Origin of the sequence: Bartonella sp. MM73XJBT.G, assembly GCF_028618435.1 — a bacterium.
Lineage (GTDB): Bacteria > Pseudomonadota > Alphaproteobacteria > Rhizobiales > Rhizobiaceae > Bartonella.
This window is the reverse complement of record NZ_JAQISW010000012.1, coordinates 35034-61154: the sequence shown is the minus strand read 5'-3', so window position 1 is coordinate 61154 and position 26121 is coordinate 35034. Positions and strand designations below refer to the sequence as shown.

Here is a 26121-nt window from a genome sequence, read left to right as displayed (position 1 = left end):
TGTAAAGAGAAAATGTCTATGGTATGTAAGAATAGTGCTGTTTTTTATACGGAGCTGTCTTATTATAAAATTAAGTAGGGTAGGGGAAGAACGTATAGGTATGTAATTTACGCGCATAAAGGCTTTGTAGGAATTAAATCTAAGCTCAGATCTTCCCTCCGCCGTGAAAGAAACGAAATCGAGCGTAATAGGGTAGGCAAACATTATTCTTTCTGACGCAAGGTGAGTAGGTGAAAAGCGTATAGATACGTCATTATGCGCGGAAAGGGCTCTCAAAAATTAAACCTAAGCTCAGCTCCTCTTCTTTTACAATATCTCTTGCATTATCCTATGTACAATCCGCATATATATCCTTATCTTCGCACCATCCCTTGACCACAATCCCCATCCTTTTTTGACTATCCTACGCCCTTAGAGGGGACTAGTTGCTTTTGCAGAAATTGCCCACTGAGGTCCGAAGAAGGAGATGGCAGCGCGGAAGGGAGAAACGCGTGTAACAACTCAATTACAAATGTTATGCCATAGAATTATTGCGTGTTATCAATAGGTAAAAAACTAAACCTCCATGATGAGAGAGATGTTATGGCAAGGCGATCATTGCCATATTTATCCGTAATACAAAGAAAAACTCTGTACACTGTAGTGGGTAAAACGATCACATAATTTATCCTAGAAGAAAATAGAAGAGGTGAAATATTATGGTGATGGCAGAATGCCTGAAAAAAGAAAAGGGCAATGTCATGTAAGAATAGAACTATTTTTTATCAGAATTCAAGAAGGAACACACTCAGATGCTGGTCGTCGTGGTACGTTTTTTCGAAAATTTTCTATTATGGCTGATCCATGAAGCTCTAAGATATAAATGAAAGAGAATATACCACATTAAAAATTAAGCGCGTATGAAGGAAAAAACAAGGAAGCACAAGAACGTTTGTGTGAAATCGCAATCTTAGCTTATTTAATTTCTACTAAATCACCATCAAGCACTATAGGATATTAAGTCGTTTGAAAAAAGGATTTTATTTTTTTAGAGCTTGAGGAGCGAATAAATTGAGATTTTTGCATAAAGTAAACATGGAAAAATTGTGATTTATTGATAATATCTTTTATTAAATAAGATGATAAGAGCGATGATAAAAGAGCGCTTCTTTCACGAGTGTAACGTGAATCAATGAACAATAAAACTCCAACGCCGTGTTCAAATTGGTTTACGATAATGAGTTGAATATCTGTAGCCGAAAGAGCGCAACCTTGAAGATTCAAGACATTTGTGAAATCGTGAATAGAAATCGAAGTGCCCATAATATTATAGAAGGCTGGTGTTCTTCCTTTCAGGTGTAAGTTATGTCCACAGTAACCACAGTCACATGATTGATGATATACAATATGGACAACATCACCTGTGGCGTGTTCAAGGTATGGTGCATCATCAGGATAAAAAACAGATACTATTAATTCATCATTTTCAGGATTTGATTTTACTTGAATGTGATCATAAAGATGATAAACGTCACCGTCAATCTCAGAACACTGGAATCCTATTGGACCAGTTTCTTGGGTGGTAAAGCTAAGAGGTTTAATATTTAATTCAGGTATTACGTCTTTTATTTTTATCACAGATTCAGGTTGAAAGGCTTCTCCAAGATAGAATAGGTTTTTTAAAGATTTTAATTTTTGCTTCCGAGATATCGTAATAAGTTTATCCGCAAAACTTGGCAGGCAAATGATGGTATCGATAGAAAATTCTTCGATAGCGGAACTCAAAGTCTCAAGATCAACCATAGAGGCAAATGGATAATATGTTATTTTGAGTAGTCTACAAACTTCATGTGCAAATAAAAATCCACCCCATAATCCTCCAGCTGTGAGGCAATTTGCCACGGAGCTTACAGAGCAATTTTTAAAAACAGTTTCGAGCTTTTTTGCTGCAGAGTGTGTTACAAACTCATAATTGAGCCATTTATGGCGAAGTGTTTTAGGCACTCTTGTTGTGCCCCCAGTAGCAAAAATTATATGTGACATTGAAGGTCCCTATTTTTTTTTAGTCTGCATGAGGCACAGGCAAGAGGCAAAGGCGCAGATACCAACAATCATGCCAAAAAGCACAGCGATATGATTGTTGAAATGGCTGATGATCCATCCACTTGTCCATGAGCCTATAGCTTGGCCAATATTTGAAACAACAAGAATATAACTAAAAAGAACACTAGAAGAGAGGGATGTGGTTGTTTTCCCTGCTTGATAGTATATCTCTGGAACCATGACAGATTCATAGATACTGTATGCAATTAAAGCAGTCACAGCGGTAAAGATACCACCCATGAGGAAAAATGAGGAGAAACCTCCCATAAAGCAGAGCAGATAAAAAGTTGCTTTATCGGAAAGGGTAAGATGTTTATTGATTACCCCCTGCCAGATACAAATGCTAATACCAACAATTGAAAAGAAAATCCCACTATAAGGAGCGAGATTGCTATCAAATTTACTGAGAAGTGTTGTAGTGGTGATGAAAATTCCCATGAGTAATGCACAAAGCAAAGCCGTGATCAGCAAATAAGCAATAGAACGATTATGTATTATTGTTTTTAAAGAAGAAAGAAAAGGTTTCTTTGTTTTTTTATCCTTTTCAAGAAATGATGTTTTATGGGGGTAGTGATAAACAATTTTGAGAGATAGAACACAAAGATACAGACCAATGAGTGCAAAAAAAACCATTAGAAAAGCTGATGCGTTATATTTTATGGCACTTGTTGCAACAAGAGGGGCGATAACAACCGCAGCGTTTTGAAAAAAAGAATAGAGAGTTAATGCACGTTTAAGAGCACTTCCATTGAGATGTTCTGATAAAATTTCTCTCAAAAATGGCTTTGAAATTGCTTTCGAAAAAGCCATTAAGGTAAAAAAGATAAACCATGCAGAAGGCATGAGCGATAGGATAACGCATACAAAAGCGGTACTCCTTAAAATAAAGGCGGTAGCCATTAAGAGTTTACGCGAAAATCTTTCTAATAAACCCGTTGTGGTTACCATGAGAATGCTTTCAAGGATTACCGATCCAGCCAGATAAAAAGCAACATTTGCAGCAGTTATGAGAGAAGAGTTTCCAAGCAGAGGGAGTACAAAGAAAAAGGAAAATTCAGAAAGAAAAACTGCGCTATAGATGAAAAAAGTAATTTTATTTTTGCACATGGAATTTCCATAGAAGTGCTGTTAAATGGTCAAATACATTTTGTTGTATCTCTTGAGGAAGTTTTGTCAGCCCTGTTTCCGCTGTGCACATTTCGTTGAAATAGTATCCTTCTTGATTCACCAGCCAGTCCACTGCAAGAATATTGTTTTTTGTTTTTTCTACGATGTTTTTAGAAATACCGAGCATTTCAGGATAGAATTTTTTCTTGCCATATGCGGTTATAAAAGCCGCTTCTGTAAGAATCGTTTTTGTGCCTCCGCGTGCTACATTTCCAATATAGTTGTTCTCTTGAGGTTTGCGGAATTCTATAAAACAGAGTTTTCCTGATATAAAGAAAAATCTTACATCCTGTGCATTCTTTACAAAAGGTATTAAGAAATACCCGGAAGAAGAAGTTGAGATCAGATTTCCTATACTCATGGCATGTTGCAATCCATCTGATTTAATGACACCAAATCCCATTCCTGAGCCTATGGGTTTGAAAATAAAGGATTCATATTCTGATGAAATAAAAGATATGATTGTAGGTACTGTTTGCTTGTGATAGCCACATATCGTGAATGGAAGGACTGGAGCTCCTAGCTTACGTGCTAATGCCATTTGCGCAATTTTATCCCATTCAAGATTTTCTACTCCATAAATGCATTCATTAAGAAGGTGAATACCACTTACCCTAAAATAATTTCTTAATGTGAAACTGATGGCTCTTGCTTGTGGGTTGAGATCTGCTTTGGATAAAATATATGCTGAATAATCTGGATTTAGCGGGACACCTTGATATAAAAAAATAAATTCACCTGTATGATTTGCTTTGATGAGGCAGTCTTCTAACTTTAAAAACTGAAATTCGATGCCTCTTTTATTAAACTCTTCTTTTTTTAAATCAGTGAAAGTTTCCATTATATTTTTTAAAGAAGAAGAAAATAAAGGTAATGAATCTATAAGAGTAATTTTTTTTGTACCAAAAGTTAATACTGATTTTAAAATTTTGTCATTAGGTAAAATAAAATCTTTGAATTCAGGAACAATTGAATTTTTTTCATTAAAATGACACCAAGATCTTATGATCGCATAATCATAACTTAAATTATGCGCATAGAATTTAGTATTTTTTTCTGAACTTTTCATAAAATTTAAAAGCAATTCTACGACATCCCCTTCATTTATTGTATATATTCTATTAAATTTCACTCTTTTTAGATTTACTATTGACACCATATATGGAGTAACAGGTTCTGATATTGTTGCTTCAAAATCAAAAGTGAATATTTTTTCTAAATTTAAAGTTGACATTAATTATCCCAATTATTTTCTCCAATTGAGCTTTTTTTACTAATTTTTTCTTTTAAGGTTTTAACAAATTTAGAAATTTCATTATCATATTCATTAATTTTAAAAACATCATGATACTTTGTCGAAATGATATCTGATAATGCTTGTGATATTGATTTCAACATACTAGGTTTATCTTCTCCAATTATAAAGAGATGATAAAAATCAGTAATTGAATATCCTTTTTTATAAAGATAAAAAGACATATATTGACCTTGTTTTTTAATCCAATTTTCTAATTCTGGTAATCCACTTAATTTTGCAACATCAATAAAAGATTTGTGATATTTAAGACTAAATCCTTTTAAATCACTTTCTTTAAAAAATTTTTTTTTACTTTTAATTTTTTTTATTTTTGATATTGATATTGTTATATCGGATAGATTTTTTTGTACTGGTGTTGGTAATGTATCATATTTTTTATACATATCTTTTTTCTTAATATAATGTCTTTTTAACATATCTGATATTATTTGATCTTTAACTTTAAAAAAGTTTTTAGAAAATCTTACCTTTTCATTTTCTTTTATGATTACATTTCTTTTTAATTTTTTTAGATATTTGTTAAAGATTTCAAGCTGTTTAGGTGTCTCAGGATATGCATTAAATTGAAATGCATTATTTGGTACAATTTCATTAAATTTTAATGCTCTCATAGAAAAATTTTCTTTTTTTTGTTTAAATTTTTTTTCTTCTTGCCATTTCTTTAATTCTCTGCTAATTCTACCAATATTCTTAACTGTAGCAGGTTCACTAGGTATAAAAACATCCATTGTTTCAATACCAAGTGTTGTGTTAAGATGTGAGTTTGCATATTTAATTCGATTTTTTAATTTGGTTAACTCATGTTTTTTTGACATTGCTTCTTACCCAATGTTATATCCCCTGCTTTAAGCCCTCTGTCGTACCAGAGGGCTTTGTTTATTTAATTAAAATTTATATTTTCTTTCTCTATTTTTTTATTTAAAAGATAAATAAATTTTTTTTGATCAAAACATGGAAATATTAAGTTTTTATCAGTTACATAGTAAGTTTCATTTGATTCACAATCTTTAATTTTTAGTGTAATGTAAAATTTAAATTCACTCATTACCTACTCCGTGAATTTTTACTATATAGTAGGATTTATCTTTATTTTTTGCCATTTTTACTGATAATTTTAATCCTCCGTTTTCGCTTGGTGTTCCAAATTTTGAAATAATATCAAAAAAGTTTCGTAATAAAGTTATTGCAGAGGCAAATAATACACGACCATCATCAAGAAAAAAATATGTTGCTGTTTGTAAGGTAGAGTTGTGTAAATTCGGATATCCAACAACTTCATATCCAACAACTGTCATAGGAAAATCGCCTTGATTATTTTTTGACCATTCATCCATTGCAGTTGCTAAAGTAATACTACCTTCTTTTGTAAGGTTATATGCTTCATATTTGTTTAGCTTTACAGAACAAACATCATATGTATATTCTGAATAGGAATATTCTATATTCTGTGCGTTTGCATGTTCTTCTTGCGCAACAATCCAATAAAGTTTCATCGTTAAATCCTTTTCATGACGACATTTGATAGAGAAAAAATATTTTAATTTTTTCATCAATTTTGAGAATGTATGAAGCCTCTAACGATTGATATTGATGGCGGGTAGCATTTCTTTATTATTTTAGTCATGAGCGGATTAAAACGGCCTTTTTGTTTTGCTTGCGTTTGCATGATTTAGAAGAAATCTTTTCAATATGCTTGTTTAAAGGTAGGGGCTTTACTGGTAATCCATTTATGCAATACCTCTGCTTTTTAATAAATCGTGATCGTTTCAGTGAGCAGAGGAGAGCTCTATCAATTCATTCATATTTGCCGCGAATATTTCGAGATCATGTTGAGTATGCGCTGCTGATATTGCCACACGAATAATGCTTTTCTTTTTAGCCACTGTTGGGTACATTGCCGCTGTAACCAAAAAACCGCGCTTTCTTAAATTATATGAGGCTCTTATTGCTTTGTCTTCGGCTCCCATAAAGATGGATCTAATGGGGCTCAGCCTTTCCTGTACCGCAACGTTGGAGACTCTTTGATCAAAATAAGAGATATTTTCGTGCAGTTTACATTGAAGTTGGTTAATTTCTTGTGAAAGATGAATATCTGCAGAAGCAAGGCAAGCTGCTATTCCTGGGAGAGAAGGTGGACCACTGAAAATATAGTTAAGAGCATATTTCTTAATAAAAGATGCAGCTTCTTTGTTGCTAAATGAAGCTGAACCACCATGGGAACCAAATGCTTTTGACAGGGAAGAAATTAAAATAAGATTTTCTTTGTATTCTTCTAGTAAATGCAGTGTATAACCACAGCCATTTTTTCCGATAATTGAGGTACCATGTGCATCATCTGCATAATAGTATCCGTTGTACAGCTTCGCTAATTCTGTTAACTTTCTTATATCGTTTGCTCCTCCCATAGAACCGAGAGAGTCAGATACCAAAACAGGTGTTCTATTTTGTAATTTACTTTCCTGTAGCCTTTTCTTTAGTGCTGTAATATCTTTAAATGAAATTCTTATATAATTGCCAAATTGTTCGAGTATACCACGTAAGATTTGCACTGACGCGTGCGTTTCTTTATCAACAATCCATAAAATTCCATTCATTTTTATAGGATATCCTGGAAGCTCTCCTGAACCTAAGATAGGCATAACCGCAAGATGGGTTGCACCTACGGAATAATATGACAGAATGGGAATCGAGAAAAATGGTATTTAATTTTAACTCACGTTCATCAAATAATATACATTTTGCACGCGTTCGCGCGGCTGCATATTGCACACCAAACTTCTCTATAGAAGATTTTACGGCATCACTTAATGCTGGATGACATTCTAACCCTAGATACGAACACGACATAAAATCAACATAAGTCTTCCCTGACTTAGTAACAACACTGCGCCCTGATGTTCGTGCAACAATCGTCAGGTCATTGAGACCTTGATCCCATATCCTCTCCTGATGGTTTTGACTGTTCCTAATCCTATTTGATAACTAATTGATATTCCGCATTCTTGCTCCTCCCCACTCAATCTCTTACGAAGAGGCTACACTGATTGCTATAGATTGTCATAAATGATTTTATAAGTTTTTTCATGAAATGAGATTTTTTCGTGAGCGGTGATCACTTCTCTTGAAGTGTAGACGAAAAATGATTGAGTTCACTAATTGTCATTCAATTCTCTCTTCTTTTTCAATTACACGCGTTGATATTTGCCACCATGGCGTTGTAAAAATCCCCTCTCAACAAGAGTGCGTCGTAATCTGGCAAAATCTACCGTAAAGAGGTTGCATATGTTGGAAATTTCCCTTTCGCTATAAATTTTTTCCTTTTGAAAGGCTTGGGCAATTTTTTGCAGCATTTCTTCTGTTTCTAAGTGGCGGTCGTTTAAATTTTCTCTCTTGCGCACATTTTTATCTTCTAGTGATTTCCAGAGTGTTCCTTCGGCTAGAAATCCTTCTGTTGTATTTTGAATAAGACCAAGATTCAAAAGACGGTTGATGGATTTATGAATGGTTCTGGCATCACAATCGACAGTTTTTAGGATATCAGAAAGATTTTTTGCACCAAGGATAATGGCAGCGTAAACAGTCCGCAATGTCGGTGAGGTCATGGCAGAGATCAGTGAATTGCGGGTATTGCGTTTGTGAAGAGTTTCTTGTCCCATGGGCAAAAGATCATTGCGAATGGGCAGTTCATTGATTTCTATGAGTTCTGCTTGGAGTGATTGTGCGCGTACAATTTGTTCTGCAGGGGAGCGTTTGCGAATGATACCAAGACCACTTTGGCGATATTTGTGGTTTTCTGGGAGTGTTAAAGCCTCATAAGATCCATCAAGGCGGTAGAGAATTTCCTCCCACAAAGGGGTTCTGACGCGGCGAACGCGTTGTTCACCATTGAGGGCAACCGTTGTTGTCATGGTTGGTTCATGCAGACAGAGATAACCACCAGCGGTGATGTGTTTCCAAAGCGTGGTAACAAATCGCACATCATCTGCGGGCGTTCCAGCATCAATCCAAGCAAAATCTATTGGTCCCCAAGATTTGAGCGTTTCATCATCAAGAGAAAAGAAATTCTCATGGATAAATGTTACCATGTCTTTTTCAATACGCTCGTCTTGGAGCAGTTTTTGCCATGCTTGTTCGGCGGACTGACTGTCTACTGAAAAATCATCAATGGTGATCAATCGTGGTTGATAATTCTCAAGGACTCCTGAAGGGTCAAGTAAAGCTGTACGTTCTTCCCAAGTGGTAGATCTTAAGAGTTCTTTATCCTGTTGCCATGCTTGTTTTGCTTTTTGCAGTGCTTTAGCAATCAAGCATGTGCTATCCCCCGCACCGATTTCAAGGACGGTACGTGGCCTAGCCATTTGAATGAGCGTGTAAAGAAGTTCAATACTGTTTTCTGTTCCCATACCAGGTCTTATCAGGGGCATCTTTTGATCCTATCCTTTTACCAATCGCAGCATTCCTGCTTTGATAAAAAATGTCGCTGTTTGTTCTAGGGGGCGTTGAAGATGTATCTCTGTTGTGGCTTTTTGCAAGAGAGGTTTGGTTTTTATTATTTGTATATCCTTTATCCATTGAACCCGTGATAGGGGGGCTAATTTACGTAGGTAGACAGCGAAAGAATTGATGGCTATGGGCGGCGTTGGTTTTTGCAATTCAAGCGTGTGGATGTTTTCATTCAAGTCATGTTGCATGGTGTCTGCAAGTTGCCATACATAACCGCCTGTTCCATTGTAAAAGTTTAAGCCTATAGGGTCTTGTTGCATGATGTTATCGTTTTTTTACTTTAAAATATCAAGTTTTGGGGAGGGTTGTTAGTTTCTGCTTCATACAGAGTAGTTTATCAAAGTTTCATTGGTTGGTAGGGGTATAGGAGAGATAATGATTTTATCGAGGGGTGATTGAAATTTGATTGGGTGGTGATTGTCATGTCTTTTTGAGTATGGTTTGCTTGGGAGAATAGGTGGCAAAGTCTGTTAGGCATGATCCCCTTCCTTTTTTTGTAGAGCGTTGTTTACGATAAAACCTAATATACCTGCGATCATGGTGGCGATGCCGATAATAAGGAGTGTGTATTGGGTGTGGTGCACTTTTACAAAACCTGCACTGATAAAACCAATGCACACGGCTGTTTGTATGATGAAAATATAGGCGGGCATTTGACTGTTCCGCTGTTCTTTTTGAATGGCTTTCATCATAAAACTTGCCATCAGGGCATTTTGCACACCGTTTGCACCCCCAAGTATGAAAAATGATAGCATCATGAGCCATACAATGTGTGTGAGGGAAAAGCAGAAAATTGCAAAGCCAATGGTTGCAGCAGCCAATGATGCACCAGCGGCATTGCCAAAATGATGAAAAAGGCTAGAGAAGCAGAGTGGACCAACCACTAAGCCTAGGCTTAGCATACTTGTGATCACCCCATAGGTTTGTGCACTAAACTCTAGCTCAGTGCGGATGCGGACAATCGATAAGACGTTGAGAGCAGAGGTGAGGATGATGGTGATGATGAGGGGAGAAAGAGCATAGACAACATTTTTTTTATGCAAGAGACCCGTTAAATCTAGCCCTTTTTTGCTTTGCTGCACTGTGTTTGTTGTTTGCGTATGAATTTTTAAACTTTTAAAAGAGCAGAGAGTGATAAAGGCAGCAAGAAGCACCATGATTGAAAGCGCAAACAATCCTTTTTGTCCGTTTGATAGACCATATAACATGCCACCTAACAGTGGTCCTGCAATATAGCCAAGATTACGGACTGTTTGGATAATGCGGTTGACACGATCTAATTGGTGATCAGTCTTTGCGAAGTCAGGTACAGCAACAAGGATAGCAGACCAAAAGAGTGAACCAGCACAGCCCAGTGTAAAAGAAAGGGCAATATAAAGCCAAAACTGGTTGGCGATTGCAGCTGTGGCTATGAAGAGTGCTTCAAATAATAAAACAACAGTAATTGTGTGCGCTGGCTGGAAGTGATGCAAAAGACGCGGGGCAATGGGTCCTGCGCAAATTCCTCCTGTAAGTCCTGCAAAAAGCAGCATTGAAATAGAAGCTGTGCTTTCTGCTAAGTGTAGAGCAAATGTAACTTGCGCTGTTTCATCAGCAAAGCTGCTAAATCCCAAAACGAGGAAAAGTCCGATTTGGGCGAAAATCATAGATTTTTTCTTTGTCACAATGCTCCCCAAGATGCCAACGCTTTTACAGCTTTTAAAATTTCCTGCTGTGCATATTTATAGGATTTATCATTTAATTTTACTAGATCTAGTTTTTTTCCTGATGAAAGTTGAGAAAGGAAATGCTCTAGATGAGAGCTATATTCAAAGCTTGCACAATGTCCGTTTGCTGCGATGAGCAGTTCTTTTGTTTCAGTTAAGGGTACCCATTGGAGGGTTGCAGGTGGGCGAAGAGTGATTTCACTTTCAATTTCAGAGACGTCAACAAGGGGGCGTCCGACGCATAAACGTGAACTTGTATCGCAAATTAATTGAGAAATCAGCATATGGCGTTTTAAGGTACTATTTGCGATGGCAGAGTTTAGTGCGAAGTGTTGAAAAGCATTATCAGGGTTTAAACTTGCTCTTCCTGATGTGCGGATATCATGCCGTGTTCGATCATCGAAATAGAGTAAATGCGTGACATAATTTCTATGGTGTTGTGCATCGTGTGCTGTTTCCCAAAAAGCGATATTGATATTTACAGCAACCCTTTCTCCCGTTTCAGCGACATGGAAGGCATCATGAGGGAAGTAAGCAACACGATCTGTACGATTTTGCAGTGCAATTGCTGTTGATTTATGCTCTTCATATTCAGGATATTTGAGTCCTTGAAGGTCTTTTCGTGTGTTGGTCCATGCAAACATTGTTTTACCGTCCTGTAGAGTAAAACCAAAATTATGAGCGTGATCCACATGGATCCCAACATGGGTAGAAGAATACCGGCCGATAAAGTAGTCAATATCCACGCGTCCACCAGGTCTAAAACCTAAAGAATGTGCCAATTGATCTGCAAACTGCTTTGCTGCATCCCACAATACAGGAGTCGCAGCATATAAGCCATAATACATTACTGCCCATTCTTGCTTTTCGGCATATTGATCAACGCGAGCAATATATTCTTCTATCGTTCTATCCGTATCTAAAACAAGAAAATTTGGAAGAGGATGTGGACTCCGTACTCCATTCACTACTGTTACGACTTCGGATTTAGGATTAAGAGTTTATGAGGATGTAGAGCGTATTGTCTTAAAGCATCCAATACATCCCTTTCATTGAAAGGGATGTATGAAATTGACAATTCAGACGTTTGCTTAGCCTAAACTTTTTGAGAAAAGCCCTCTGAAAATAATTCAAACATGCACTTAAATATGCTTAATTTTAAAAGTTACATGTATAAATAGATTTGTATCAACAATACATTATCAAAGTTTCAGTGAACCATTCATATTAAGCTATCTTGATAAACTTGAACATCACTGATTTGAGCGTATTTAACGCCTTCCCTTACTGGATTAAGCTCATCAGCAGCTAATTCAATAACATCTTTTACTTCATTAAGTGAAATACTCATATATTTCCCCCCTTATAGTTGATAAAAAACAATGATAACCAAAATAAAAAATTATCATGCTTCTATACCTCGTATGTTTTCTCTTAAATGCCATGTTGATTGAATATATTTCTTATCCTTTTGAAGAGAGACACTTCATGTAATGAAGAGTGCTATGTGTTCTTATTAAAAAGATAGACTGTTCTTTTTGAGTTTTTGATTTGTAGGGGAGATGAACACAATATATTCTCATCATTCATATATTCTGTTTTCAAGTTTGAACTTAGAAAGATGTTGTCTGGATGTAAGGTAGTGTATAGATTTTCATGTATACAAAGAGCTTTTTGAGCAGGTGTAAAAAAAGCTGGACAAAGTGTACAGCTTTTTTAAGTGTTTGTTTTATGGGGTGGCTTTTAAAGCTTGAAAGCATCCTTACGGCTTCTGTAGCCATAATAGCCAAAAACACTGGAAATTATAGCGCCAATCAGGCTGCCTAAAAAGCCCCACCAGCCGATGTTTGAAGCTGTTTTTGTAGCTTTTTGGGCAGTGTTTTTTGCTCCCTTTATGGTACTCTCAAGATTGTCTGAGAGCGTTTCAGCCTGTTCTTCAAGCGCTTTTATCGCTTTTTGCGTTTTTTCCTCTGCCCTTTGATAAACATGAATGGCTTCGTTAGCTGTTGTTTGTGCATTGGCACGTGTCATGCCATCGTGCATAAGGGCATTGATAATATCGTTTTTATTAAACTTTGCAGTAAGGACTTCTAGACGATCAGAAAGGCGATCACCAAGATTTTTCAAGTAGGTGCGATAGTGAGAAGGATCATTTTTAAAAGCTGTTATCGCTGTACCAATATCTTTTAAGGCGCTTTGATAGGATTCTTTTAAGCGTTCAGGATTGAGAGCAGGGATGTCGCTCTTGTTGAGAAGTGTACGCAACTCATTGCCCAGTTTATCAAAATTGATACCATTGTCGCTGTTTTTGACCAAAAACTTTTCCAAGTTTTCGCCATTGAAATTTTCAAGCAGGGGAGCAATCTTTGTTTTGAAGCTGTCCACGGTTTGTTGAAGCGTGGAGCTGTTTTCTAGGGCTGCTTTAGCGCCTATTTTTGCTGTGCTTGAAACCACATGTATGGCTTGAAGGGTCATCAGCAGTGTTATGAGAGCCCAAGTGAGAAAGCCATGCAGTGTTCCTGAGGATTCAGAAAAACGCCCAGCAACAAAACCTCCCAAGGCAAGGCTGATGAGTGTTACGATAAGAGATCCCATGCCAAAAGAGAGGAAAGAGCCTTCAAAAGGGGTTGAAGAAGTGAAATCCATTTGGCCCAAGCCTAATGCTGCCACCAGAAAAGAGAGGCAGATTGATGTGGCAAGAGCTGTCACCAGTCCAGCAAAAATTGCAGACCATGAAATGGGTGGTTGGAAAAAAGGATATTCTGTTTCTAAGGATTGTTCTCCTAGAAAATGCGTATCGAAGGGTGTGTCTTCAGGAATGCGGGTTTCCATGTTTTTATCTCCTTGAATGATGCTGGAGATAGAATGCTTGCTGATCCATTATGTTCCCACAGAGACGGATAGAAGCTAAAATGAATAGAAAAACACTGCAATATTTTATGAGAGGAAAAATGTTGAATGTACAAATTCTAAAGATCTAATTTATGCTTGAGGAAAGATGTGTTCGTGTGATCATTTTATCTCTTATGAGATTTTATGAGACAGCATAATTTTTAATTGCACCTCGTGTTGTGTGGGAGAGAGAAGCTGTTCAAGTTGTTGCTTTTGCTGTAGGCTGTGTGTGGGGGCAATGCTGCAAGATCTCAATTGTCTGCCAAGGTTTTTTTATGCTCTTTGGACCTCTTAGGGTGAAAAAAACGAATTAACCAAAGCAAAAGATTATATATCATCAGAAGATTTATTTGCTTTTGAAGTTTTTGTTTAGAGCTATTCATGGAGTCTTTTGTTGAGCGTCTAAGGTGCAAACAGATTGAACGTTTTTTTACATTATGCTCTGGTTGTGCAAAATGATGACATCAGCTTGTTTTATTAGGGCTCTGTTGGAAAATTTAAAAAGAGTGTTTTTACGATAATGTTTTGATCAACATATAATCAGCAACATCAAGGGGGATATTGATGTTTTAGGCGCATATTATGACGAATAGTATGTTATTGATGATCAATAATATTGATATCCTTCAATTTGAAAAGCTTTTAAAAGCTGAGATAAGTGAAGAAGAGAGAAGATCGTTTGATTGTACGTTTTCCTCCTTGTTTTTTTACTTAGCAATAATGCTCGAAAAACTATTTTAATCTTTTGAGTAAAAACTCCCAACACCAAGAGGGCAGATTCAAAATTTTTGAGGCAATGTCTAACGATTTTAAGATTATATCCAACGTTGATTTTTTTGTTTTGTCTTCACCTTTTTGATAAGATGTAATATGCATAGTTCCTGATGGACTATTTTGTACGAAGGTACCATAATTTATAATGTTTATTTGAATCTGTGTATTAGAAGGGGTACGTGCTGTTATTGGTGTATAGTCGCTAAAGATTTCCTCTTTTATGTCTTTTATATTCTGTGTTTTAAATATATCTTTATAAAAACTGTTTTTGCATTTTTCCGATATGATGTTGTTGAAAATACAGACACTCATTATTTTCCCATGTATATTTTTAGGCTCTTTATTTCATGGTTAAAATTTTTAAGATAGTTTGTGAATGGATTTTTTAAAGCTATTTTCAGATTGTTACTAATGCTGATTATTTTGTCGAACACTTCTTTTAATGAGGAGTCCAAAATATCTTTGATATTTGAAAAGTCGCGCTTATCAAGTTTGTTGATCATATCATAAGACCATCCCGAAAAAGAGGCAATCATTTCTATTGTTTGCTTGATATCTTCCTTTATGCTTATCAATTCTAAATCTTTAACTTTTGTACGCCGTAAACTGATCTCTGTATATGTTTTTCCTTCAACTGTAAGAGGTACCAATAACGGAATAGATTTTATTTTTTATGCACATTTACAGCTCCTATAGGTAAATTAAATAATTTTTAACTATATCATATTTGTCAATAAGTTATACAGTTTTTTGATTTTTTTATCTTAAGTAGAAAGTTTTATGAAATAAGTGTAATATATTGGGTTTTAGGTGTTTTGCAGAAGTCTCATTATACTCTATGAGCTGATAGAGTTAAACTCTTTACAATAATGATTTATGTTGATAGGGACTTTAAATTGTTGCTCTGTTTATACCATAGCGATTTTGGGGAGGAGGCGTCAGAGGTTGTTTTTCTGCTTTGCATTTTATTGATCAACTTTGATGGATCATGTATAAAAAGTGTGATTTCTACTGTGAAGAGGGGTTTTGCTTTTTCTTATGCTATCAATGGAAAAAGCAGCGGAAGATTGTGGCAAAGTGTGTGTAAAGGAAAGATTCTTCATGGATTGAATTTTTGCATGTGAAGCATAGAGAATAGAATTTTATTTATAAAAAAAATAATATAAATTTAATTTCATAAGTTAAGATAATAACACTTTTAATCATTATTATTTATCTATATAAGAAAAAATATCATTATATTTTTATTTTCAATTAAATACTAATTAGTCTCTAACTTTAAAAGTGTTGTTTTATTTATGAATCGTAAATATACATTACCATTTATTATACTTATCGTGTGTTTGTCGACCGGAGGTTTGATTTCTACAGATATTTTTCTTCCGGCACTTGGAGAAATGCGTCAGTATTATCAAGTGACTCAATCTCAAATTCAAAGTGCAGTGGCTGTTTTTTTGTTTGCTTTGGCACTTGGACAGCTCATTTATGGACCATTGAGTGATAATTTTGGGCGTAAAAAAACACTTCTCTTTGGTTTGTTTCTATGGTTGTTTACCACGATAAGTGTAATTTATACGGTTAATATTCACGCTTTTCTTATCTTACGTTTTTTACAAGGTCTTGGAGCTTGTGCCGGAATTGTTTTAAGCCGTGCTATTATCAATGATTTGTTGGATAAAAAAGCAGCAGGAAAACTTTACTTAATTGTTTTTCCCTTTATTGGTATGTCGCCAGCACTTGCACCTTTCATTGGTGGACTTTTGATAGAAATTTTTCATTGGCAAGCTACTTTTATCTTTTTAAGTGGTTTTATATTTTTGACCATTTTGCTCTGTTATTTTGTGCTCACTGAGACCTTGCCTGTTCAAAAACGACAACCTTTTTCTCCGATAGGGTTTATGAAGGTATATTGGGCTGTTCTCAGAAATAAACAATTTATTTTTTATGCACTTATTCCGTGTTTTTCTTACGCGGCCTATTTTGCTTATATTGTAGAATCGCCTTTTTTACTCACGACTTTGGGTTTATCACCGATACATATTAGTTATAGCTATATTGGTGTGTCATTACCCTATATTTTGGGAAATTTTTTGGCGCGGTGGTTTTTTGAACGCGAGTCTATGGAAAAGACTGTGGGGAGAGGGTACGTTATTTTTGTGATAGGCGGTGTGCTTTTTGCTTTGCAAATGTATCTAAGTCCATGGCCCCTTGTGACAAGTTTTATGGCGATTGCTGTTCTTACTTTTGGCAATGGTTTTTTATTACCTTTAGGCACAGCGTTGGCTATTTCCTCACATCCACAAGCGGCGGGGGCGGCTTCTGGTGTTATGGGCTCTTTGCAATTGGGAAGTGCAGCACTCAGTGCGGCGGTTATTGGAAAGATGTCTGGTCATAGCCCGCGGGCTATGGCAACTTTATTAGCAGTGTGTTGCATGATTGGTTTTATCATTTATATTCAAAAAGCGCGTCATTTTATGACCTCAGAAATAAGTTGAGTAAAATGATAGAGAGTATTATGCAGAAATATTTCTGATGATTTACACGATTGGAACTCTGTTATTGAGTGATTTTTTTATTCAGTTGTTTGATCGAGTAGGTAAAATTGATCATAAACTTCGTTTGAATTTAACAAATAAGTTGTTATGGGGGAGACGTAAAGTTTCAACATACCTTTGTATTTTTATGACATTTAAGAGAAAGAATTTTGACTCTAATCCCTATTTAAAAGCAAGAGAAGCGATTGATCAATGAGCTGTCCGGTTGTTATTCTTTCTCCTGTCATGCCCATTTGGGATGAGGGGGCTTTTTGTGCTTCTTTGACAAAGCTTTGCGCGACAAAAGGATTCCAAGTAACACTGCTGGATACACTCTCGCTTTTTCCTAAGAGTTCTCATTTTCTCAATCATTCTGCTGTCGAAACTTTATCTTTTATGATAGGAGAACTCGAAAAATATTTTAAAAAACCTGCGCTGCTAGTAGGATTTTCTATGGCTGGAATGTTGGTACAAATATTGGCATCACGGCTTCCTAATGTTCGGGCTGTACTTGCTGTCAATGCACCTGGCTATCCAGATAAGATTTTGCAACGGCGCCTTGGAGATATTTTGATACACTTAGAAAATAATGATTTGGCGGGAGCTTTGGAAACACTCAATGTTTTTATGCATTCTCATGGCGTAATTAAAAAAAGAGTTGCCTTAGAAATTCCGAAAGATCAAAAAAGCATAGCCATTGAACGGATGACAAGAGGATTTAAACTCTTATTGGCATTGGATGCTAGAGATGAGATTGTTAAATATACGGGCAAGTTTTTAGCGTTGGTGGGTGAAAAATCGCAACTTGCAACGGTTGATAATCAAACAAAAAGTCAATGTGTCAATCATAAATATCGAATAATTTCTAGGGCTGGTACGTGTTTATGGGATGATAATCCTGTTATGACGAATGCAATCGTTAGCGAATGGATGGAGGGATTATGAAAAAGAAAGTTCTTGTGCTCTTGGGTAATGGGCGGGGACCAGAAATCCACGAGGGGCATTGAAGGTTTTAGAGCCCATAAAAGTTGTTCATTGAATTCACTTATGGTGGTATAAGATGGGAATGTTGAAAACATGAAGGGGGGGTGTCTTCCTTAAGCAATTTGGTAAAAAAATTTGGTAAAAATTACTGAATGCGATGCTCTTTTGCTTGCAGTTGTTCCCCGTTAAGGAAACGTAGCAAAAGAGTTTGTCCCTCATTTAAGAGAGCGTCGATTTCTATATCTTTTTCCCGTTCTTCTCTCGTGCTAAAAGTTAAGTCTGTTTGCTGATAAATATTCCGTAAGATACATCATTGGTTTTTAGCGGCCTTTTCATTTTTATGTTATCAAAAAAATATTGAAGGTCTATGTGCTGGATTGGATTTTCGCGGTGTCACTTTTCTAGCGCACAATGTTCCAATAGATTTTGCTCTTTAGATTAAGAGGATGAGATACATGCATCATACGATGTTGTTTTTATCTAGCCATTAATCTCTGCAATTAATCTCTGCTTTTGATGTGAAAATAAATGGTTTTTGATTAATTCAATAGAAGAGGATTTATCTGGTTATTCTATCTAAAATGCAAAAAAAAAGATTAATAGTCATTGTAAATTAAGATGTTATCTTTCATTCGGAGCATATGAAGAAAATTCAGAGATTTTGTGTTCCCCAAGCGTTTTTAATAATCGTTATTTTTTATAAATCAGAAAGAGATATTGTGAAAAGACAGAAAACAGTATCATTGACAGAACAGCTTTATAAATTTTATTGAAAAATATATTCCGTGAAGTGTTGATTGCGAATATGTGCTGTTTAGTTATTTGGTCTTAACTTGCTGTAAAAAATTCATAAAGTGTTTCCTTTATGCTTTTATTTAGATTGCATGATAGTTGAGTGCCCGCTTTGAGAAAATGTTTTCCAATGGGATAGCAGGAACAGTTCTTTTTTCTGTAAGATGTGAAGATTTAAGAAATGATTGTTTAACACTTTTATTTTCTTTTCAATTGATCATTGTGAGAGAATTTTTGTGAAAAATATTTGATACGGTGCGTTTGTTGATGTTGTCGGTAAACAAATTTTTGACGTAATTCATCTTGATAGAAGGTTCGTTGCAATTTTTTCAACGGGTTGTGTCCTCTCTGTTGTGATACATGGTGTTTTTTTAGTGCAAAAAAGAAAGGGCTTTTATGTATCGGATTGATTACAACAGTTATCGTTCTGTTAAGAGTTTTAATCGCCGGGTTCGTTTTCTTGTCATGCATTATACGTCTATTGATTTTAAAGCCTCGGTCATGGCCCTTACAGGGGAAAAGGTTAGTGCACACTATCTTATTCCTGACCCTTCAGAGCAGACATATCGTGAGGCTGGATTTAAGGATATGCGTATTTTTAATCTGGTTGATGAAAACGAGCGTGCGTGGCATGCGGGTGTTAGCGCATGGTCTGGGCATAGTCATCTCAATGATACATCTATTGGGATTGAAATCGTTAATTTAGCAACAGGTTATTCTGAGTCTTCAGACGAGACCGCTGATTTAATGAATCATCATGGTGAGGAATTTAATTTTCCTCCTTATAATCCAATACAAATTGATGCCGTTAAAGAGCTTGCATTGAATATTCTTCAACGGTATCCTGATATTATGCCAACGGATGTTGTGGGGCATAGCGATATTGCTATTGGAAGAAAAAGTGATCCCGGAGCAGCTTTTCCGTGGAAAGAACTTTATAAGGTCGGGATAGGGGCATGGTATGATGATGAGCCCAAAAATCACTATCAAGAACAATTTTCTAAAAGCTTTCCATCTAAGGAGGAGGCTTTGGCAAAGCTGAAATGTTATGGGTATGATATTTCAGCGGCATCTACTGAAATAGGATATAAAAATTTAATTCGAGCTTTTCAACTTCATTTTCGTCAAGAGAACTATGATGGGATTCTTGATGTTGAAACAGCGGCAATTCTTTATGCATTGGTTGATAAATATTTTTCGTGAATTCAGTTCGTTTGAATTAAAAGGTATTTTATGATGACGTGTGAGCGCTTGTTTTTGTTGATTGGTTTCATATAAAAAAGAGTGTTTATCGTTTTGAAAATTGTATGTTGGTATAAGGCGTTTTATGGAAACATAACTCTAAGGAAGACTTTATGGTTTATAGAGATGAAGTTTTACTGTTTCTTTTTCTTATTCCTTTAAAAGCATCCAAAGTTAAGATGTTGTTATAATGGGATCATGCAAGATAGAATGCCTCAAACAAAAAGGACTTCTATTGCGTGTTTACCTGTTTGTTTTAGATTTTTTTTGGTGTGTATCACACACATATTTTATTAACGGTATTCGTAAAGAGTATAGAATTTTCTGTGGAGATATATCGTCTATTGTGCATCATTATTCTTATGCTTAATAAAAGAGAAAGCCGGCACTATTCTACACTTTTCTCCCTTTTAATATTGCACGACAGTCTTTGACATTTGAAATGATTCATAGGTATTTGTCGTTCTTTTTTATTCAGCTTTTATTGCCAATCCTCTTTGTGACGAGTAAGGAAATAATTTTTCTATGACAACATAGAGGAATTGGGAATGAGAGAATCTGATGGTATTCAGCTTTCTTATTCAAGTTGAATAAAGGTAAATTATCATTATAAATCAATATCCTGTCTTGCTTCAATGTTTTATTCTATTATGCTGTAAAATACCATCATTGAAGGTCAAGATACAAGAGATATAAAGAATACAAAATTAAATTGAAGTATTTTAAAAATAAAGATGGGCCAATATTTAGGATGGGACTTGTCTGTAGCCTCTTATACAAATGAATCATAAAGATCCCCTTCAAGTTCCTCCCCAGAGCAATTGAATTATTTACAAACTGATGTTGGTAGGTATTTTTGTGCTTTGAGAGGCGTGAGGTTTCTTGTTCAGTGCAGTTAAACTGAATATTCAGGGTAGAACTTATCTGAGAAGATCATGCCTTAAATTACAAAGGTTAGATTGTAATTTACCAAAAAAAAGATCAATTGGGTAATAAGGCAATCGATGGCACGCTTTAAAGAGCAAGAAAGAAATTGTTTGAATTGATGGCTAACATCCTATGAAGTCGTTTTTATCAAGCTTATAAGGTTAACGTTTTGATAATATTTTTGTAAAATTAAGTCATTTTTGTCAGAAGGATTGAGAAAATAAGTATCCGGAAAGGTTGCTCATGATATTTGATTGCAAAAATAAAAACTGGCAACTTATGTCGCCAGTTTTTCAAATCTGTAGCTTAGCTTAATAAAATTAGAATGAACGCTGTAAACGGATCATACCTTGGAACGCACTTTTTCCATGAAAGAAAGGTTTTTCATTATCATGTGCATCCTTTATAACGCGATCATCATTCCAAGAAACGTAGGTCAATTCAGGTGTAATCACAAGACCTGGAACCAGCGTGTATGCAATATTGACAGACGTTGCAAAGGTTTTTACAGCACTATAAGAAATTTGAGCATTCAAATCCGCTTTTGGCGTGAGTTTGTAAGTGGCACCAGCCCAAGCGGCCCATTTACCACCCCAGTTTGCATAGATCGTTGTGCTGCGTCGTGATAACTCACCATCTGCATTTTCTGTGTAGTAATCTACACCATTTTTATAACCAGCCATTACCCATAGGTTGAAACGATCGTTAACATTAAAATCTGCACGTACTTTGCCAGCCCACTTTTTGTAGTAAGCATCATATGCGGCAACGGCTGAAAAACCACCCCATTTTTGCATAAACTTTATACCCAAAACCACATTAGGGGTGTAGTTTTTAATTGCTTTACTTGGAAGAGTATCTTCTGTGATAGGAATAAGCTTCCCATCTTTCTCAATATAGCTGTCTCCTATTGCTTTTGCTTCTTTTGCGTAAGGAAGAGAATCTGCATCATTGCCCACTTCAACTCCGATAATAGCAGAAAAGCCGGCATCACCGTTAAAGGTATAGGAAATAAAATTGGTGCGTGTTGTACCGGCAGGCGCTATGCTATCATCATTGAGAACATTTCCATAACCACCAGTCCAGCTGTTGAAAATGCTATCATCAAGACCTACACGAAATCCACCAAGCTCAATATAAGCAGCTGAAAGCTTCGCTCCAGCTTTATCTTTACCATCTCCCCAGCTTGAGAAAATTCTCGCATATGAACGAAGAGTTCCCATTTCTGTTTCAGAAGCGGCTTGAAAAACAAGGGTGAGCCGCGATGATGAGCCATAGGTTTTTCTTTTGTTGTTTAGTTCAGCTTCGGTGGTTGCATCAATATTACCACCGCCGACAAAATCAGCACGAACACTTCCTGATAAACGCATGCAGGTTTCTGTTCCAGGGATATAGAAATATCCTTTTCCGTAGGCATCACAAACGCGAACATATTCTATGGGTTCAGGTTCGGCAACAACTTTTGAAGCAGCATGTGCTCCAGAAATTGCTAAAAAAGCTGCTGTAGAGCTTAAAAAGAGGGATTTAATATTCATATGGGATCTCCAAGGTCCGTTTAATTTTCTTCTAAAGAACATCCTTGCCTAATGCATCAAAGACAAAGGCATAAGTAAAATACGCGGTACTCATCATTCTAGCTATACTAATATTTTGAGAGTTTCAAATATGAAATGAACTTTTTGTAATGTATCCATGTACTATTCGAGAAGATGTGATAAAAAAGACACAATTTTTATTTCATTAATTTGGGGTCCCTATGGAGTCAATCAAGAAAAAATTTCAGATAGTTGGGAAAAAAATAGAAAATGTCTTGAACTTTCTATTGATACCATTTATGCCTCTCCTTGGAGAGGTGGCCGAGTGGTCGAAGGCGCTCCCCTGCTAAGGGAGTAGGGCTCAAAAGGCTCTCGAGAGTTCGAATCTCTTCCTCTCCGCCATTATTCAGTAAAATCAGTATATTATATAATAAGTTAGGAAATTTTGCTTTCTTTGGTTCTTTTAACTTATCTCTCTCTTTATCCTACCCCAATTTTTTGTTGTTTTTTTAATTGTTTCTATTGTTAGATACTTTCTATCAATTGTTTTGATAGAGAGCGATGCTCTTTTATTTTCAGTTCAGCTAAACAGTGCTTTTACTCGCAAAACCTTATTAGTGTTTACATGAGCCGCGCGTATTGCTACTTGTTTTCTTAATCCTTTTTCTTAATTTTTGTGTTGATTTTTTTATACCTGCGGCTTTCTATATTTCATGAAACAAATGACAAAAACAGCTTTCTAAGGGTGAAAATTAAAGCAAAACCAATAAGAGATGCTTCAAACTTAATCGATTTCATGAAAATCGTTATGCCAATTTGTATTAACGGATATTAGATCGGTTGTGGAAAAAATATTGTGAGAAAGTCAAAGACCTTGTTTCAAAAATTCGAATGTTTCTATTGATTAAGGCAAGGAAAAGCCCTGTCTTCACATTGACGTTTCATATTTTTAAGTGAAGTATTGCCTGTGGATTTTTATAAATATAGGAAGCAGCACGTATAAATATAGGAAGCAGCACGAACGCTTATAAGAATTAAGTAGGCGTCAAGTTAGATGCATTACGGATATTGTTCCACAAAGTGTTTTATATCCCTATATTTCTCCAATCTATTGATGGCATATTTGTTGTTTTATAATGTTGTTTGCTTAAATTTTTGCTTTTTCTATGGCGTGTCAATCAATATAGACTTCTAACACAGCGGCGTATATTAAGATAAATATTTAAGATAGTTTATTGTTTTAACCATTGTATCAGCTTTTATAGGCCAACTAGAGAAAAAATATCCCTCTTATCATCACTCATCACCTTATGAATTCAACCTTTACAACTTTCATAAATCTTTAACAGTTGTGTCCGTGAAATAATGAAAATCATGGGGATTACGTTTTGTCTATTCTGTTTGGGATTACACCCTTAATATAATACGAATATTACCAATTTATGCACTGGTTTTAAAGATATCTCTCTTAGCACTTTCAAGTTTATTTCGCTATGAAACCTGTGAATGGGATAGAACGCAAAGGCTTCTGTGAATTATATAAAGCTTACAGAGCATATCATTTTTATACTTATGAAGAAGCAAGGTGCATATTGTATATTTGTTATATATTTATCTCCATGTTGCTAGCAGACTTGGCATTGAGCGTTCATAAAAGGCTTCTTTCCTTTCTAAATCGTTTTTACCCATAAGGCTCTTTCCGCTTATGATGTGGAGGAAAATGATTTTGATTGATTCAAGATAAAATAGATTTGAAAAACCTTACGATATTTGAGTTCGGTCGATGATCGTTATAAATTATTGCGTTATGGAGATGTTGTCTGTTGAAAGCTCGATGCATCAAGGGGCAAAAGAAGCCTTGATTGCTTTTAGAAGAAATTTTTTTAGAAAAAAACTTTGTGGGTAATAATTTCATGGTTTTCCGCTCATCAAGACTTTTGAGAGTGTTTTATCCATTTCATGATGACCAAACCACACGTGAAAAAAGTAATGGTCGGTAAGATGAGGTAATAAGATGGTGAAACTTTTGCAGGAAGAAAAGAAATAATACTTAATACGGTAATTGAAAATAGTCTGCCGCTAAAAGATACAGCACCAACAACACCAGAAATATGCTGCGTTTGTGTTTGGTTTAGCTCTGAGAAAAATAAGCTTTTTGCTCCTATCGGGACAGTGCAAATAAATCCATGGATTAAAGAGAACGCAATGACTGATGCAACTGTTTGATTGTTATGAACGAAAAAATAAAGCGCGATGCACATCAGAGAAGAAAAGAAGGAAAAATATTTGATAGAATTCTTATATTTTTTATCAAGGACATGATACTTAGACATCAGTAAATTTGAAAAATACTGTGCTGAAAAGGCTCCAATATGACAGCACATAAGGACTAACATTTGCGAGCCATTGAGGTGATCAATTTTTTCCCCTACAAGGATAATTGGTTGCCAAAAATGATAAATAATCTGAATTCCAGCGCTAAAAAGACACATGAGGAAAATAAACCATGCTCCTCCCACGGTGTTTTGAAAGATCCAGAGCGTTTCCTTGGCATTGTGTAAGATTGTCTTTGTTTTGTGTGTTTCAATCACCGATTTCTTTTCTTCAGGAACAATAAGGAAAACCAAAAAAATAAATCCCATCATGAGGCATGAGATAATATATCCCATAAAATATTGTCCAGAATAATAAATCGTTCCAATGCCTACAATTCCACTGAAAATACTCCCGAAAGAGTTCACTTGGTAATAAAGATGCGCATAATGCGAAAAGTGATCGTGTTTATCACCAAGAGAATGGTAAATCCATCCGTCAATGGCGCTAACAATAATGCAAATGCCTGCTGCATAGAGAATTTGTGCAATAATGAGCGCCGTCATATTAGGGGCTTGAAGGCAGAGAAGATAAAACACTCCCGTCATAAAGACACCAGCTATAACGGAATATTTACGTCGATATCTGTCTGCTAAAACAGCGCAAGGAAAATCAAGCAGGAGAATAGTTGTGGAAAAGACAACTTGAAGTAGTGCTAATTGCGCGAGACTCACCCCCATCGACATTAAAAAAATCGCATGGTAGACACCAATGAGCATGCGTACGGCATTATAGGAACCATAGGTGAGAGCAAGGGTGCGTGGTCTGTTCATTTATGTTGTTCCACAAACCTTACAGTGAGGATTTTTCTTGAGAGAGCGTTCTTCTATGAAGAGCTGGCTGCTCCATATTCCCACGCTTTGATCAGTGGAAAGAAGGCTTCCATAACCACCCAAAAATTTAAAAGCATCGTTGGCACACATGGCGGCTGAAAGAGCATTCACAGGAGGAAATGTAGCAACTTTGAAGTTATTATTAATCATAACACAAGCGTCATAAATAAGATGTTCACTTTTTGCTGGAAGATTGCCTATAGATGAGCTGCATGCGTAACAACCAGTTTGCCCAGGTATGTAAAATGGACCAAAGACAGCTATATCATTAACATAACCAGAATTTATATAGGCTTGTTTATTTTTTACACACCATTCATTGATCCATACTCCTAGCTGATCAGGAGAATCAGCAGAAATAATCCATAAATCAGCTTTGGGGTGCTTTTTAATATCCTCTTTTTCAGTCATCAACATTTGTAATTCATGAATTTCACTTTGGCTGTTTCTTCGTAGCAG

21 protein-coding genes and 1 tRNA gene are annotated in these 26121 nt (G+C 35.8%); 5 read left to right on the top strand and 17 right to left on the bottom strand.

Annotation, left to right across the window (positions count from 1 at the left end; translation table 11 throughout):
- Positions 1 to 712: 712 nt before the first annotated feature.
- Positions 713 to 847, top strand: coding sequence for a hypothetical protein (locus PVV59_RS07065; protein WP_273755452.1), 135 nt, complete (start codon positions 713 to 715; stop codon positions 845 to 847).
- Positions 848 to 996: 149 nt separating this feature from the next.
- Here the strand turns inward: PVV59_RS07065 and PVV59_RS07060 are convergent, their stop codons facing one another.
- The 14 genes from PVV59_RS07060 to PVV59_RS06995 all read right to left on the bottom strand — a co-directional run bounded on the left by PVV59_RS07060 (position 997) and on the right by PVV59_RS06995 (position 15092).
- Positions 997 to 2022, bottom strand: coding sequence for a hypothetical protein (locus tag PVV59_RS07060; RefSeq protein WP_273755451.1), 1026 nt, complete (start codon positions 2020 to 2022; stop codon positions 997 to 999).
- A gap of 9 nt (positions 2023 to 2031) precedes the next feature.
- Positions 2032 to 3189, bottom strand: coding sequence for an MFS transporter (locus PVV59_RS07055; protein ID WP_273755450.1), 1158 nt, complete (start codon positions 3187 to 3189; stop codon positions 2032 to 2034).
- Positions 3176 to 4483 (bottom strand): DNA polymerase, encoded by a 1308-nt coding sequence (locus PVV59_RS07050; protein ID WP_273755449.1) that lies wholly within the window; start codon positions 4481 to 4483, stop codon positions 3176 to 3178. The genes PVV59_RS07055 and PVV59_RS07050 overlap by 14 nt, the downstream gene beginning before the upstream one ends.
- The gene (locus PVV59_RS07045; protein WP_273755448.1) at positions 4483 to 5382 is read right to left on the bottom strand and encodes a hypothetical protein; all 900 of its coding nucleotides are present in this window, start codon (positions 5380 to 5382) and stop codon (positions 4483 to 4485) included. The genes PVV59_RS07050 and PVV59_RS07045 overlap by 1 nt, the downstream gene beginning before the upstream one ends.
- A gap of 222 nt (positions 5383 to 5604) precedes the next feature.
- Positions 5605 to 6060, bottom strand: a complete 456-nt coding sequence (locus tag PVV59_RS07040; RefSeq protein WP_273755447.1) for a hypothetical protein — start codon at positions 6058 to 6060, stop codon at positions 5605 to 5607.
- A gap of 273 nt (positions 6061 to 6333) precedes the next feature.
- Positions 6334 to 7161, bottom strand: a complete 828-nt coding sequence (locus tag PVV59_RS07035; RefSeq protein WP_273755446.1) for an aminotransferase class I/II-fold pyridoxal phosphate-dependent enzyme — start codon at positions 7159 to 7161, stop codon at positions 6334 to 6336.
- 591 nt (positions 7162 to 7752) lie between these two features.
- On the bottom strand, positions 7753 to 8991 hold the full coding sequence (locus tag PVV59_RS07030) for a DUF2087 domain-containing protein (RefSeq protein WP_273755445.1): 1239 nt from the start codon (positions 8989 to 8991) through the stop codon (positions 7753 to 7755).
- 9 nt (positions 8992 to 9000) lie between these two features.
- Positions 9001 to 9330, bottom strand: coding sequence for a hypothetical protein (locus PVV59_RS07025; protein ID WP_273755444.1), 330 nt, complete (start codon positions 9328 to 9330; stop codon positions 9001 to 9003).
- A 210-nt stretch (positions 9331 to 9540) separates the two neighbouring features.
- Positions 9541 to 10734, bottom strand: coding sequence for an MFS transporter (locus PVV59_RS07020; RefSeq protein ID WP_273755443.1), 1194 nt, complete (start codon positions 10732 to 10734; stop codon positions 9541 to 9543).
- Positions 10731 to 11744 carry a hypothetical protein gene (locus PVV59_RS07015; RefSeq protein WP_273755442.1) on the bottom strand — a complete coding sequence of 338 codons (1014 nt, stop codon included), beginning with the start codon at positions 11742 to 11744 and terminating at the stop codon, positions 10731 to 10733. The genes PVV59_RS07020 and PVV59_RS07015 overlap by 4 nt, the downstream gene beginning before the upstream one ends.
- 254 nt (positions 11745 to 11998) lie before the next feature.
- Positions 11999 to 12127, bottom strand: a complete 129-nt coding sequence (locus PVV59_RS07010; RefSeq protein WP_273755441.1) for a hypothetical protein — start codon at positions 12125 to 12127, stop codon at positions 11999 to 12001.
- 392 nt (positions 12128 to 12519) lie between these two features.
- Positions 12520 to 13608: a DUF3792 domain-containing protein gene (locus PVV59_RS07005; RefSeq protein WP_273755440.1), complete on the bottom strand. Its 1089-nt coding sequence runs from the start codon at positions 13606 to 13608 to the stop codon at positions 12520 to 12522.
- A 792-nt stretch (positions 13609 to 14400) separates the two neighbouring features.
- A complete protein-coding gene (locus PVV59_RS07000; RefSeq protein WP_273755439.1) occupies positions 14401 to 14754 on the bottom strand; it encodes a hypothetical protein in 354 nt (117 codons plus the stop codon).
- A complete protein-coding gene (locus PVV59_RS06995; protein WP_273755438.1) occupies positions 14754 to 15092 on the bottom strand; it encodes a phage tail assembly protein in 339 nt (112 codons plus the stop codon). Before PVV59_RS06995 ends, PVV59_RS07000 begins: the two co-directional genes overlap by 1 nt.
- 648 nt (positions 15093 to 15740) lie before the next feature.
- On the opposite strand from PVV59_RS06995, the gene PVV59_RS06990 reads away from it, so the two are divergent.
- The 3 genes from PVV59_RS06990 to PVV59_RS06980 all read left to right on the top strand — a co-directional run bounded on the left by PVV59_RS06990 (position 15741) and on the right by PVV59_RS06980 (position 19955).
- Complete coding sequence (locus tag PVV59_RS06990) at positions 15741 to 16937, top strand: multidrug effflux MFS transporter (RefSeq protein ID WP_273755437.1); 1197 nt, start codon at positions 15741 to 15743, stop codon at positions 16935 to 16937.
- Between the two features lie 252 nt (positions 16938 to 17189).
- Positions 17190 to 17921, top strand: coding sequence for an alpha/beta fold hydrolase (locus tag PVV59_RS06985; RefSeq protein WP_273755436.1), 732 nt, complete (start codon positions 17190 to 17192; stop codon positions 17919 to 17921).
- 1227 nt (positions 17922 to 19148) lie between these two features.
- Positions 19149 to 19955, top strand: a complete 807-nt coding sequence (locus PVV59_RS06980; RefSeq protein WP_273755435.1) for an N-acetylmuramoyl-L-alanine amidase — start codon at positions 19149 to 19151, stop codon at positions 19953 to 19955.
- A gap of 1286 nt (positions 19956 to 21241) precedes the next feature.
- Here the strand turns inward: PVV59_RS06980 and PVV59_RS06975 are convergent.
- Complete coding sequence (locus tag PVV59_RS06975) at positions 21242 to 22456, bottom strand: porin (RefSeq protein ID WP_273755434.1); 1215 nt, start codon at positions 22454 to 22456, stop codon at positions 21242 to 21244.
- Positions 22457 to 22767: 311 nt separating this feature from the next.
- On the opposite strand from PVV59_RS06975, the gene PVV59_RS06970 reads away from it, so the two are divergent.
- Positions 22768 to 22858, top strand: a tRNA-Ser gene (locus PVV59_RS06970).
- Between the two features lie 1526 nt (positions 22859 to 24384).
- Here PVV59_RS06970 and PVV59_RS06965 read toward each other — a convergent pair.
- Both PVV59_RS06965 and PVV59_RS06960 read right to left on the bottom strand, forming a co-directional pair.
- On the bottom strand, positions 24385 to 25602 hold the full coding sequence (locus tag PVV59_RS06965) for an MFS transporter (RefSeq protein ID WP_273755433.1): 1218 nt from the start codon (positions 25600 to 25602) through the stop codon (positions 24385 to 24387).
- Positions 25603 to 26121: a ThiF family adenylyltransferase gene (locus PVV59_RS06960; protein ID WP_273789665.1), complete on the bottom strand. Its 519-nt coding sequence runs from the start codon at positions 26119 to 26121 to the stop codon at positions 25603 to 25605.

Coding starts and splice junctions, on each gene's coding strand:
- PVV59_RS07065 (WP_273755452.1), top strand. CDS start 713: ATGCCTGAAAAAAGAAAAGGGCAATGTCATGTAAGAATAGAACTATTT.
- PVV59_RS07060 (WP_273755451.1), bottom strand. CDS start 2,022: ATGTCACATATAATTTTTGCTACTGGGGGCACAACAAGAGTGCCTAAA.
- PVV59_RS07055 (WP_273755450.1), bottom strand. CDS start 3,189: ATGTGCAAAAATAAAATTACTTTTTTCATCTATAGCGCAGTTTTTCTT.
- PVV59_RS07050 (WP_273755449.1), bottom strand. CDS start 4,483: ATGTCAACTTTAAATTTAGAAAAAATATTCACTTTTGATTTTGAAGCA.
- PVV59_RS07045 (WP_273755448.1), bottom strand. CDS start 5,382: ATGTCAAAAAAACATGAGTTAACCAAATTAAAAAATCGAATTAAATAT.
- PVV59_RS07040 (WP_273755447.1), bottom strand. CDS start 6,060: ATGAAACTTTATTGGATTGTTGCGCAAGAAGAACATGCAAACGCACAG.
- PVV59_RS07035 (WP_273755446.1), bottom strand. CDS start 7,161: ATGAATGGAATTTTATGGATTGTTGATAAAGAAACGCACGCGTCAGTG.
- PVV59_RS07030 (WP_273755445.1), bottom strand. CDS start 8,991: ATGCCCCTGATAAGACCTGGTATGGGAACAGAAAACAGTATTGAACTT.
- PVV59_RS07025 (WP_273755444.1), bottom strand. CDS start 9,330: ATGCAACAAGACCCTATAGGCTTAAACTTTTACAATGGAACAGGCGGT.
- PVV59_RS07010 (WP_273755441.1), bottom strand. CDS start 12,127: ATGAGTATTTCACTTAATGAAGTAAAAGATGTTATTGAATTAGCTGCT.
- PVV59_RS07005 (WP_273755440.1), bottom strand. CDS start 13,608: ATGGAAACCCGCATTCCTGAAGACACACCCTTCGATACGCATTTTCTA.
- PVV59_RS07000 (WP_273755439.1), bottom strand. CDS start 14,754: ATGAGTGTCTGTATTTTCAACAACATCATATCGGAAAAATGCAAAAAC.
- PVV59_RS06990 (WP_273755437.1), top strand. CDS start 15,741: ATGAATCGTAAATATACATTACCATTTATTATACTTATCGTGTGTTTG.
- PVV59_RS06985 (WP_273755436.1), top strand. CDS start 17,190: ATGAGCTGTCCGGTTGTTATTCTTTCTCCTGTCATGCCCATTTGGGAT.
- PVV59_RS06980 (WP_273755435.1), top strand. CDS start 19,149: ATGTATCGGATTGATTACAACAGTTATCGTTCTGTTAAGAGTTTTAAT.
- PVV59_RS06975 (WP_273755434.1), bottom strand. CDS start 22,456: ATGAATATTAAATCCCTCTTTTTAAGCTCTACAGCAGCTTTTTTAGCA.
- PVV59_RS06965 (WP_273755433.1), bottom strand. CDS start 25,602: ATGAACAGACCACGCACCCTTGCTCTCACCTATGGTTCCTATAATGCC.